General features: G+C 63.6%; 14 protein-coding genes and 1 tRNA gene. 4 read left to right on the forward strand and 11 right to left on the reverse strand.

Annotation, left to right across the window (positions count from 1 at the left end; genetic code table 11):
- Positions 1-88: 88 nt before the first annotated feature.
- Genes FJ988_RS27285 through FJ988_RS27300 form a run of 4 tightly spaced genes read right to left on the reverse strand, consistent with a single transcriptional unit; the run spans position 89 to position 2607 of the window.
- A complete protein-coding gene (locus tag FJ988_RS27285; protein ID WP_140821851.1) occupies positions 89-898 on the reverse strand; it encodes a rhomboid family intramembrane serine protease in 810 nt (269 codons plus the stop codon).
- A gap of 22 nt (positions 899-920) precedes the next feature.
- Positions 921-1499, reverse strand: a complete 579-nt coding sequence (locus tag FJ988_RS27290) for a cob(I)yrinic acid a,c-diamide adenosyltransferase (protein WP_140821852.1) — start codon at positions 1497-1499, stop codon at positions 921-923.
- Positions 1500-1534: 35 nt separating this feature from the next.
- Complete coding sequence (locus tag FJ988_RS27295) at positions 1535-1726, reverse strand: twin transmembrane helix small protein (protein ID WP_140821854.1); 192 nt, start codon at positions 1724-1726, stop codon at positions 1535-1537.
- A 14-nt stretch (positions 1727-1740) separates the two neighbouring features.
- Positions 1741-2607: an SDR family oxidoreductase gene (locus FJ988_RS27300; protein WP_140821856.1), complete on the reverse strand. Its 867-nt coding sequence runs from the start codon at positions 2605-2607 to the stop codon at positions 1741-1743.
- Between the two features lie 58 nt (positions 2608-2665).
- Between FJ988_RS27300 and FJ988_RS27305 the strand changes: the two genes are divergently transcribed.
- The gene (locus FJ988_RS27305) at positions 2666-3517 is read left to right on the forward strand and encodes a YihY/virulence factor BrkB family protein (protein ID WP_140821858.1); all 852 of its coding nucleotides are present in this window, start codon (positions 2666-2668) and stop codon (positions 3515-3517) included.
- Positions 3518-3657: 140 nt separating this feature from the next.
- On the opposite strand, the gene FJ988_RS27310 is transcribed toward FJ988_RS27305, so the two are convergent.
- Positions 3658-4551 (reverse strand): DMT family transporter, encoded by an 894-nt coding sequence (locus FJ988_RS27310; protein WP_140821860.1) that lies wholly within the window; start codon positions 4549-4551, stop codon positions 3658-3660.
- A 156-nt stretch (positions 4552-4707) separates the two neighbouring features.
- On the opposite strand from FJ988_RS27310, the gene FJ988_RS27315 reads away from it, so the two are divergent.
- The gene (locus tag FJ988_RS27315) at positions 4708-5001 is read left to right on the forward strand and encodes a hypothetical protein (RefSeq protein ID WP_140821862.1); all 294 of its coding nucleotides are present in this window, start codon (positions 4708-4710) and stop codon (positions 4999-5001) included.
- On the opposite strand, the gene gluQRS is transcribed toward FJ988_RS27315, so the two are convergent.
- A complete protein-coding gene (gene gluQRS / locus FJ988_RS27320; RefSeq protein WP_140821864.1) occupies positions 4996-5865 on the reverse strand; it encodes a tRNA glutamyl-Q(34) synthetase GluQRS in 870 nt (289 codons plus the stop codon). The genes FJ988_RS27315 and gluQRS overlap by 6 nt on opposite strands.
- 92 nt (positions 5866-5957) lie before the next feature.
- Between gluQRS and FJ988_RS27325 the strand changes: the two genes are divergently transcribed.
- Positions 5958-6617 carry a DNA-3-methyladenine glycosylase gene (locus FJ988_RS27325; protein WP_140821866.1) on the forward strand — a complete coding sequence of 220 codons (660 nt, stop codon included), beginning with the start codon at positions 5958-5960 and terminating at the stop codon, positions 6615-6617.
- 111 nt (positions 6618-6728) lie between these two features.
- Complete coding sequence (locus FJ988_RS27330) at positions 6729-7286, forward strand: HNH endonuclease (RefSeq protein WP_140809359.1); 558 nt, start codon at positions 6729-6731, stop codon at positions 7284-7286.
- Between the two features lie 161 nt (positions 7287-7447).
- On the opposite strand, the gene FJ988_RS27335 is transcribed toward FJ988_RS27330, so the two are convergent.
- The 5 genes from FJ988_RS27335 to FJ988_RS27355 form a co-directional block, all read right to left on the reverse strand.
- Complete coding sequence (locus FJ988_RS27335; RefSeq protein ID WP_140821868.1) at positions 7448-7966, reverse strand: disulfide bond formation protein B; 519 nt, start codon at positions 7964-7966, stop codon at positions 7448-7450.
- A gap of 24 nt (positions 7967-7990) precedes the next feature.
- Positions 7991-8581: a YqaA family protein gene (locus FJ988_RS27340; RefSeq protein WP_140821870.1), complete on the reverse strand. Its 591-nt coding sequence runs from the start codon at positions 8579-8581 to the stop codon at positions 7991-7993.
- A gap of 177 nt (positions 8582-8758) precedes the next feature.
- Positions 8759-8843 (reverse strand) — tRNA-Leu (locus FJ988_RS27345).
- Positions 8844-9033: 190 nt separating this feature from the next.
- Positions 9034-9714, reverse strand: a complete 681-nt coding sequence (locus FJ988_RS27350) for a hypothetical protein (RefSeq protein WP_140821872.1) — start codon at positions 9712-9714, stop codon at positions 9034-9036.
- Between the two features lie 203 nt (positions 9715-9917).
- The gene (locus FJ988_RS27355; RefSeq protein ID WP_140821874.1) at positions 9918-11078 is read right to left on the reverse strand and encodes a YncE family protein; all 1161 of its coding nucleotides are present in this window, start codon (positions 11076-11078) and stop codon (positions 9918-9920) included.
- Positions 11079-11183 lie beyond the last annotated feature (105 nt).

Consider the following 11183-nt stretch of genomic DNA (forward strand, 5'->3'; position numbering starts at 1 on the left):
GAATTGTGGTCTCAACAACGCAATCGGGTGGCGCTTCCGTAGTGGCGGCGGTCGGGCGCGTCAATATGCCATGACGCACTCAATCGGTTCAGTCGCGCGACGATGCTGCGCCACGGCCCCATTGCGATGCCGGTTGTGTGGAAGCGGTCCCGTTTGCGGCCGGTTCAGTAGGCACCGGCGCCTGCTGGACGTTCGGGGTCGGGTCGGGTTCACCGTCGGCGCCGGCCAGCAGCGGCACGCCACGTCTGCGCAGCACCAGCACCAGAATGGATCCGGCGATGATGCCGCCGATGTGGCAGGACCAGGAAATCTGGTTTTCGCCGCCGGCGGCAAACATCACAATCTGGAACAGGATCCATAGGATGAGCGGGATGAAGGCAGGTATGCGCAAGGGAATGCGGGCAAAGGCCAGCACCCAGACTTTGACCCGGGGATAGAGGATCAGATAGGCGGCGACGACGCCGGCGATGGCGCCGGAGGCACCGATCAGCGGCACCTGCGAATCCCAGGCCACCAGGCCCTGAAAGAAGGCGCCGGCGACGGCGCAGGCCAGGTAGAATATCAGGTAGCGGAGATGACCGAGCGCATCCTCGACATTGTCGCCGAACACCCACAAAAACAGCATGTTGCCGCCGAGATGGAAGATGTCGGCGTGCAGGAAAGAGTAGGTGATGTAGCTGAGGCTTTCCGGGATGACGATGAATTCGGGCGAGAGCTCGACCTTGTCATGGACCACGGAAGGGATGAAGCCGAGGCCGAGCACCGCTGCATTGGTGAAGTTCTCGCCGCCCAGCGTGGTCGCCAGAAAGACCAAGGCGTTGGCCACGATCAGGCCGATCGTCACATATTGCAGGCGGATGTGGCGCAGCCTGTTGGTGTCGTAAAGCGGGATAAACATCGGCCCCCTCCCACTTCCAAAACTAGCGGTTCTTGCCCGGCACCCATAGCACGTCGGCTTTTCCATTGTCATTGACCGCGCGGGCGGCGACAAACAGAAAGTCCGAGACGCGGTTGATGTATTTCAGCGCCTCGCGGTTCACATGCTCGGCCGAATCTTGCGCCAGCGCCACCATCAGGCGCTCGGCCCGGCGCGCCACGGTGCGGGCGAGATGGAGTGCGGCCGCCGCCGGCGTGCCGCCATTCAGCACGAAGGATTTCAGCGGCTGCAGGTCCTTGTTGAGAAGGTCGATGTCGTGCTCGACGCGCTCGGTCTGCGCGGCAACGATGCGCAACGGCTCATATTCCAGCGGCTTGCCGTCGTCCGGCACCGCAAGGTCGGCGCCGAGATCGAAAAGATCGTTCTGGATGCGCGACAGCATGGCGTCGATCTTCGGGTCGGCGCCGGTGTGGAGGCGCGCCATGCCGATGCAGGCATTGGCCTCGTCGACGGTGCCATAGGCCTCGACGCGCAGGTCGGATTTCAGGCGCCGCTCGCCGGTGCCTAGCCCCGTCGTGCCGTCATCGCCGGTGCGGGTATAGATCTTGTTGAGCTTGACCACGCCGTCCCTCCGGCCCGCTGCTCAGCGGGCAAACGTCATTTGCGTGTGAAATAGACGACGAGCAGAAGCAGCACCAGAGCCACGGCCTGCAGCATCACGCGCGCCTGCATCAGCTTGTTCGAGGTGACGCCGGAGCCGCCGCGCATCATGTTGATCAGGCCGCGGACCAGCACGATCAGCACGGCGGCCATGGCGACGACGGCGAGGATTTTGAGGACGATGACCATCTGGCTGGCTCCAGTCAGGCGCGCCTGGCAAGCACGCGGTAAAGCAGGGACGCCGGCAGGATGCGTTTCAGCACCACGCCGATCTTAGCCGGCACCGTTACCACATAGTGCGGACGCGGGCGCTGTGACAGAAGCGCGTGGCGCAGCGCCTTGTGCACGATCTCCGGTCCGGGCTTCAGCTTCGATACGCTGCCGCCGGCCTGAAGGCGCGCAAGCTGCGCCTGGTAGTCGGCGCGATGGACGGAGTTCTCGACGTCGATGTTTTTGAGGAACCAGGGCAGACCGTTGCTGGCGATCTTCGAGGTCACCGGTCCGGGCTCGATCAGCGAAAGGTGGATGTCGCTGCCTTCGAGCTCCTGGCGCATGCACAGCATCAGGCCCTCGATCGCGTGCTTGGAGGCCGAATAGGCGCCGCGAAAGCGGACCGGCGCCAGGCCGAGGATCGAGGAGCAATGGACGAGGCGGCCGTGCCCCTGGCGGCGCATGGCCGGCATGATGCGCCGGGTGAGATCGTGCCAGCCGAAGAAGTTGGCCTCGAACTGCTCGCGCAGCGCCTCGACGGGCAAGTCCTCGACCGCGCCGGGCTGGGCGTAGGCGCCGTTGTTGAACAGCGCGTCCAGCGTGCCATCGGTCCTGGCCAGCACGGCATCGACCAAGGCGGCGATCGAGTCCGGCTCGCGGTAGTCGAGATAGAAGGTTTCGATGCCGTCTGCCTCAAGGGCTGCGATGTCATCGGGCTTGCGCGCCGTGGCGAATACCCGCCAGCCTTCGGCCTTGAGCGCCCGCGCGCAATAGGCGCCGATGCCGGAGGAGGCACCGGTGACGATGACGGTGCGCAACTCTTTCGAGTGTGGAATCGTTGTCTGAACCGGGGTTGCCATTTGCCGCAATCACTTCCCATATTCGCGGCGTCGACACAATCGAGCGGAGCCAGCGTCCTTGCTGCGGAATATCGTCGCCCTCAAGCGCGTGCTCTACGACGCCCTGGGTCATTTCAACACCGATGACGGCTGGGCGATGGCCAGCCATCTGGCGATCACCTCGCTGATGGCGCTGTTTCCGTTCCTGATCTTCGCCACGACGCTGGGCAGCTTCCTTGGCGCGCGCGCCTTTGCCGATACCGCCGTGCATCTGGTGTTCGACACCTGGCCGGAGCAGATCGCCAAGCCGATTGCGCATGAGGTGCAGAACGTGCTCACCGTCAGGCGCACCGACCTCCTTACCTATGGCGTGCTTCTGGCCGCCTATTTCGCCTCTAACGGCATCGAGGCGCTGCGCACCTCGCTCAACCGCGCCTATCGCGTCACCGAGACGCGCGGCATCATCTACCGGCGCGTGCAGAGCATCATCTTCGTTTTGATCGCCACCGCCTGCTTTCTCGCAATCAGCGTGCTTCTGGTGTTCGCGCCGCTCCTGGCGCGGCTCGCCGAGGCGCATCTGGAATGGATCAAGCCCTATATGGGCACGATCACCATCTGGCGTTACGTCATCGCCTCGACGGTCATCGTCATCGGGCTGTTCTCGGTGCATATCTGGCTGCCGGCGGGCAAACGCCGCTTCATCTCGATCGTACCCGGCATCGCCTTCACGCTGGTCGCCTGGCTGGTCGGGTCGACGATCTTCGCCACCTATCTCGACCACTTCTCGTCCTATGTGACGACCTATGCGGGGCTCGCCTCGATCATGATCGCGGTGGTGTTCCTCTACATCATCTCAGCAATCTTCATCCTCGGCGGCGAGCTCAACGCTGCGATCAGCCGGTATCTGGAAGCGCGGGCGCGGGTCGGCTGAGATGTGCCGATATTCAGGTGAGGCCGGCCTGCAAATGGCAGCTTCCTGCGCTTCCGGTGCTCACGTACGAAAAGTACGCTCCGCTCCGGTTCTCGGAACCTGCCATTTTCGACTCGGCCTGACCTGAATCTCGACGCATCTCAGGTGGAGATGCTCTCGGGCACGACCTTGGATCTGGCGGTCGCCAGCGCCACGCCGAGCGTGGCAATCGCCATGCCGGCGATCTGCAGCAGGTTGAGCTGTTCGTTGAAAAGCAGCCAGGCGATAACGGCGGTGACGGCCGGCACGAGGTAGAACAGCGACGCCACCTTCGACATCTCGCCGTCCCTGATCATGATCATCAGCAGGAAGATGGCGCCGATCGACAGCACCAGCACCAGCCAGGCCATGGCGAAGATGAACTCGCCGTTGACGGTGATGGTGCGCGTCTCGAAGAAAAGCGAGCCGAGGATCATCACCGCCGAGCCGCCGACATATTGCCACATCGTCGCCGATACCAGGTCGCCGCCCGAGGCATAGCGCTTCTGCCAGATGGTGCCGGCGCTCATGCCCAGCACCGAAATCAACGATGCGGTGAGCGTCGCCGGGGTGGCGCCGCCGCCCAGCATGCCGAGCTTCGGCCAAAGCACGATGACGACGCCGATGAGCCCGACCGCGAGGCCGGCCCAATGGCGCGGCAGGATCGCCTCGCCGAGGAATTTGCCGGCAAGCACCGCGGTGATCAGCGGCTGCAGGCCAACGATCAGCGCCGAAAGGCCCGCCGGCATGCCGCGATGGATCGCCCAGAACACGGCGCCGAGATAGACGCCGTGCATCAGCACGCCGGCGACCGTCGCATGCAACGCCTCCTCGCGCGTCGCCCGGCGCGAACCGAGCAATGCGGTCAGGCCGGCAAACAGGATCGCCGCGATCACGAAGCGGATGGCAAGGAAGGTGAACGGCTCCGCCCAGGGCATGGCATAGCGCGCGCCGATGAAGCCGGTCGCCCACAGGACGACGAAAGAGGCGGGGATGAACCGCTTGATGCTCTGCATTTTTCGGGGGTCCGGCGCGGTGAAAAGTTGATGACGGCAATTGCTCTAATGCGGTTCAATCCCGCAAGCAAAACGAAACGGTTGATCCATAAGCTAAGTTGAATTCAACAAATCGTGCCAAGAGGGGCATGGCGCTTCGGCGCGCCATGGTGAGGCATGTTTCTAAATCTCGACACGACTTCGCTCTTGTTCGGCTTCGCCATCGTTGCCGCGTTCGGCTTCTTTTTCGGCACCGCGCTCGACGCGGTCCTGAAGGAGGGCGGGTTCGGCCCGACCGGCAACACGCTGCTGTTCATCGTCGGCTTCTTCGTCGCCGTGGTGGTCGCCAACAAGCATGGCATCAGCCTGAGCGATCCAAAGATGGCAATTGCCTGGGGGCTGGGCGGCGCTTTCAGCTTCATCAGCGTGCTGGCGCTGATCAAGGCCGGGCTGGCGCGGCTGGGATCATAGGCCGACCAGTCGCTTGATGTCCTGCGGCGACGCACCCGCCTGCCTCAGCGCGGCAAGGCCGGTATCCTTGAAGCTCTTCGACAGTTTCCTTCCGTCCGGCCCCGGGATCAGCCGGTGGTGGAAATAGCGCGGCGGTTCGAGGCCAAGCAGGTCCTGCAGCAGGCGCTGGACGCTTGTCGCCGAATAAAGGTCCTGGCCGCGCACGACGTGACTGACGCCCTGCAAGGCATCGTCGAGGACAACGGCAAGGTGATAGCTGGTCGGGATATCGCGGCGCGCGACGATGACGTCGCCCCATTCGCGCGGCATGGCCTCGACCGTCCGCGTCGCCGACATCGCCTCATCGGTGAATTCGCTCCATGACAAGTTCTCGGAGGCGCGCGCCAGCGCGGCTTCGGTGTCGAGGCGCCAGGCGAAGGGCACGTCCTCGTCCATCCGCCGTCTGCGTTCCCTGGCCGAAAGCGCCTTGTCGAGCGGCGGATAGAGCGGCACGCCGTCCGGGTCGCGCGGCCAGTCGCGGCCGCCGGTCTCGGCGATGAAGGCGCGGATCTCACCGCGGCTCATGAAGGCGGGGTAGACCAATTCCTCGGCGATCAGGCGGTCGAGCACTTCACTGTATTCGGCAAAATGCACCGATTGGCGGCGCACCGGCTGCTCCCAGTCCAGCCCCAGCCATTCCAGGTCGTGAAAAATGCCGGCTTCGAATTCCGGCGTGCAGCGGGTGACGTCGATATCCTCTATGCGCAGCAGCAAGCGTCCACCCGCCTGCGCCGCCATGCGCTGGTTGAGCAGGGCCGAGTAGGCATGGCCGAGATGCAACTCGCCGTTGGGGCTCGGCGCGAAGCGGAATGTCAGGAGCGTCATCTCTAGAGCGGCATTCGGGTTGAAAGGCGCTTTTGCCAATTGGTATTTAGCCATCCATTGCCACTTCGCGGGCTACCTGGGAACAAGCAAACGTGCAACGCATCGCCTCGCTCGACGACATTGCATCAGGGCTCGACGCGCTCTGCCTGATCGATCCGCGCCTGGACAAAGTGCGCGGTATGGCCGGCGAGGTGCCGCTCAGGCTGTCCGAACCGGGGTTCAGGAGCCTCGCCTCGATCATCGTCTCGCAGCAGGTGTCGCGGGCGAGCGCCGACGCCATTTTCGGGCGGCTGGTCAAGCTGGTCGATCCGCTGACGCCGGAAGCCATCCTTGGCGCCGGCGAAGATATTTTTCGCGAGGCCGGCCTGTCGCGGCCGAAGCAGCGCGGGCTGCTTGGCGTCGCGCAAGCCGTGGCCGGCGGGCTCGATCTCGATCATCTGTGCACGCTCGATGCCGGCGAAGCGATCGCGGCGATGACCGCGGTGCCAGGCATCGGTCCGTGGACGGCCGAATGCTATCTTCTATTCGCCGCTGGCCACCCCGATGTGTTCCCCGCGCGCGACGTCGCGCTGCAGACGGCGGTCGGCCATGCGCTCGGCATCGACCCGCGTCCGCCGGAAAAAATGCTTATCCGGCTGGCCGAATCATGGAGCCCGTGGCGGGGGGTCGCATCGCGGCTTTTCTGGGCCTACTACCGCGAATTGAAGGGCAGGGACGCCACGCCCCCCGTCGAAATGGCCGAAAAACCCTGAAAATCATGTGTTTTTGGGGATTTGGTCGCACGACAATCCGCTTCACATCCCTGTCATGTCGGGCTTACAGTATCCGCGCCGTTCGGTTCTAGAACCAAGGAGGCTGAGGACGTGACGGTTGCCGTATCTCCGGATGGGCTTCCCGCGCTGGTGCTGAATGCGGACTACCGTCCGCTCAGCTATTACCCCTTGTCGCTCTGGTCGTGGCAGGACGCCATCAAGGCGGTGTTCCTCGACCGGGTCAACATCGTCGCCGAATATGAGCACGCCGTTTCCTCGCCGACCTTCTCGATGAAGCTGCCCAGCGTGGTCAGCCTCAAGGCCTATGTGAAGCCGTCCAGGCATCCCGCCTTCACGCGCTTCAACGTCTTCCTGCGCGACCGTTTCCAATGCCAATATTGCGGCACGCCGGAGGATTTGACCTTCGACCACGTCGTCCCGCGCCATCGCGGCGGCGCGACGACCTGGGAGAATGTCGTCGCCGCCTGCTCGCCCTGTAATCTCAGGAAAGGCGGCATGATGCCGGCGCAGGCCAAGATGTGGCCGCTGCAGAAACCCTACCAGCCGACAGTGCATGATTTGCACAACAACGGCCGCCTGTTCCCACCCAACCATCTGCATGAAAGCTGGATGGATTATCTGTACTGGGATGTCGAACTCGAACCTTAGAGTTCGGCAGAAATCCGCGAGCCCGGCCGTCTGCCGCAGCTTTCTGCGCTTCGGGTGCTCACGTACTTAAGTACGCTCCGCTCCGGTTCTCGAAAGCCGCGCCAGCCGATCCGGGCTGACGAATTTCTGGACGAACTCTGCGCCGTGCCGATCGATGGGGCTTAATCCCGCGCCAGCGCGCTGCGGAAGGCGACGGCGGCGAGTACGAGGCTGGCGATGGCGTTCCAGCCGGCGAGCGACAACCCGAGGATGCGAAGTGCCGCCTTGTCGCAGGAGGGCGGGACGAATTTGTCGAGCGCGTCGAGCACGCCCTTGCCGCCGGTGTCGACCGGGCCGGCGCCCGCCGTGCAGTCGGTCGGGCCGGCCCACCACTTCCATTCGACGCCGGAATGATAGACGCCGAGATAGAGGCCGTAGAGCATCAACAGCCCGCCGATCGCCAGCAGGCCGCGCGTGATCCAGGCCGGCGCGCGCAGCATCGAGGCGATCACCGCCAGCACCATCAGCGGCACGCCTATGTAATAGGGCGTGCGCTGCTCAAGGCAGAGATGGCAGGGGATGTAGCCGCCGATATACTGGAAGGCTAGCGCCGAGCCGACGGTCGCCGCCATGGCGACGGCAAGAAACAGCGCGGCCCGCGTGTGCTGGCGTCCGGCTTCGGCATTCATGGTGGCTGTCATCGGTCGGGTCCGTTTGTCGCGCTGCTATCCGTGCGCGTATCTGGCGAGGATATAGAGCAAAATAAGGGCGACAGCGCCGGCGCCGACGATCAATCCCAGGCGTTTTTCGATGAACTCCTTGATCTCTACGCCATAGCGGCGCAGCAGCCAGGCCAGCAGCAGGAAACGCGCGCCGCGCGCCACGATCGCCAGCCCGATGAAAAGCAGAAGATTGACGCCGATGACGCCGGAGAGGATCGTCACCACCTTGATCGGCGGCAAATGGGCGGCGCCCGAGGTGACCAGCATCAGGATGATGAAGCCGATGCCCGACGAGGCCCGCATCGCCTCGAACTCGTCATACTTGCCATAGAATTCGAGCACCGGCTTGGCGATCGCCTCATAGGCATAGTGGCCGATGAACCAGCCGAAGACGCCGCCCAGAACCGAGGCGATCGTGGCGACCAGCGCGTAGCGGTAGGCCCGTTCCGGCTTGGACAGCGCCATGGGCAGAAACAGCACGTCGGCCGGCACCAGGAAGACGGAGCTTTCGACGAAGGCGATGAAAGCCAGCCACCATTCGGCGGATTTGCGCGCCGCCAGCGACAGCGTCCAGTCGTAAAGTCCGCGAAGCATCGGCTCTCCTAATGTGGTTCCGGAACGGCGGAGCCGTTTTCGGCCACCCGCATCACCGAAACAAGGACCTAAAGCGCCGCAGCCGTGCTTTTCGGCCGAAGAGCTTGAACTTTCATCTCTCTAGAAAGATTTTTTGCACTGCACAATGGCGGCGCCAGGCTGAAAGCGAGCGAAGAATGGTGCCCCTAGCCGGGATCGAACCAGCACTCCTTGCGGAACTCGATTTTGAGTCGAGCGCGTCTACCAATTCCGCCATAGGGGCTCAGGCCGGGCGGCCTGGATGGGCGCGGACTATACGGGCGCAGGGGTGTTCGTCAACTGGGCCGTTGATGATTTGGCGATGCCGGCCGCGAAGGGACCGCGCCTGGTCTTCCCAAGCTTCGGGTGGCAGGCCACCCTAAATCCTGGAAGATTTGGCGCGGGCCGACGACTGCCGGCCCGCGCCCTTGCGATCACAGCGAATGCTTATAGCCGATCGCGATGTTCCATTTGTCGCCGGCGAGATCGTCGTAAGGGGCGGACGTCGTGTCGGTCTTCTTCCACGAATAGCCGACGCTGGCGTAGACGGCGTTGGTGGAATCGATGTTGTAGGTCACGCCGGTGGCCAGCTTCGGCGTTTCCCAGGTGGTGTTGAAGGCGTTGCGGTAGCGGAAGTTGAAGACGTTCCACGTCCACTGCTTGGTCAGCTTCCAGTCGCCCGCCAGATAAAGCGCATAGTAGGGGACGCTGGCGTTGGCGTCCGCATCCTTGATGATGCCCGTGTCTTTCCAGGTGTAGCCGAGAGCAACGCTGGGGGTCAGCGTAAAGGCGTCCGTCAGCTTGATCTTATAGCCGACGCTCGCCTCGCCGTAATATTGCGACTTGCCGCCGGTCTTCAAGGTCGGCTGGATGAACACCCCGCCGACGAAATTGTCGTCGAAATTATGCGAGACGCTGAACTTGAAGTAGGTGTCGGCAAGCGATCGGGCTTTGTTGCTGCCATTGTCGATGGCGTAGAATTCGGGGCTGCCCTCGATCCCCAGGGTCCAGGTCGGCGCCGCCGGCGGCGGCGCTTCGACCAGATCGGCGGCAAAGCCGGATGAGGCCATGGACAGGCAGATGCCCAATGGCGCGATGATGGCACGAAAAAGCATGGTCTTTCCTCGATGTCGGAGGTGGCGGGAGATGTGCCGGAGAAGCGGCGAGGAATCCGCTAGGCGCGCCAGATTTCAGTTATGTGACGGTGTGCCATTTGTGCAATCACGACGGCTTCACGAAGTCGGGATCGTCGGGAATATTGCCTTGGCGACGTCGATGAGCGCCCTGGCCGGTCGACAGCGCAGCCGCTATTTCGACGCTACCGCATGTTCCCCGTATGCCCTTGCGAGTACCTGCCGGGCTGCGGCCAGACCGTTAGCCCGTGTGGCTCGACGCCGACGCGGATCTTCGTCACCGCGCCTGAGGTCGTGTCGATCATATAGACCTCGCTGTCGAAGCGGCCGGAGAGCCACAGTTGCTTGCCGTCGGCGCTGACATTGCCCATGTCGGGGCTGCCGCCGCCGGGGATCGGCCATTGCGCGACGACCGAGCGCGTGGCGAAGTCGATCACCGTGACACTGCCCGGACCCTTGGCCTTGCCCTGCTCCATTTTGTGCGAGCCGCGGTTGGAGACATAGAGCCGCTTGCCGTCGCGGCTGACGACGAAACCATGCGTGCCGATGCCGGTCGGGATGAAGCCGATTTCGCGAAGACTGTCGCCGTCGACGAGGAAGACGCCGTCATTCATCATGTCGGCGACGTAGAAGACCTTGCCGTCGGGCGAAAGGCGGATGTCCTGCGGCATGCCCATCTTCGAGAAATCGAGATGGCCGAGCACCTTCTGGTTCTTCAGATCGATCTTGGCCAGGCCGCCGTCACCATATTCGCAGGTGAACAGCGCATAGGCGCCGTCGACGGAGAAATCGGCGTGGTTGATGCCGGGGCAGGTCGGTGTCGGCAGGCTCGATTTCAGCGCCATTGTGTGGGGATCGCGGAAATCGAGCTGCTTCATCGCCTCGTCGACGACGATCGCGGCGCTGCCGTCCGGCATGAAATAGAGATTGTAGGGATCGTCGACCGGGATCTGCTGGCCGGGTTTGGCCGTCATCGGGTCGACCGGCGTCAGGCTGCCGTTCTTGCCGGTGCCGTTGTTGGCGACCCAAAGCGTCTTCAGGTCCCAGGAGGGCACGACATGCTGCGGCTTGCTGCCGACATTGAAGCGGCCGACTTCCTTGAGCGTCATGGTGTCGATCACCGAGACGCTGTTGGAAGACCGGTTGGGCACGTAGACGCGCGGCAACGCGCCGGTCGTCACCGGGCTGAGGTGGCCGACGCCGGTGTGGCTATAGATGTTGACGGCGGGTGGCGGCGGCGCGCTGCAATCCTCGGGGCACGTATCGGCCCGGGCTTGGGCAGACGAGAGCGCGAGCAGCACGAAGGCCGCACGGAAACTGGTGTGACGCAATAATCTTCTGATCATCTGGATGGCTTGTAGAAAGGCCGGCCGAAATTGCCGTTCGGTCCCCATAGCTTGAGTTTTGCGGCCGATCTAGAGCGGTTAGCCCGTTCACGGAAACCGCGCACC

It is taken from the genome of Mesorhizobium sp. CU3 (assembly GCF_006442965.1).
Lineage (GTDB): Bacteria > Pseudomonadota > Alphaproteobacteria > Rhizobiales > Rhizobiaceae > Mesorhizobium.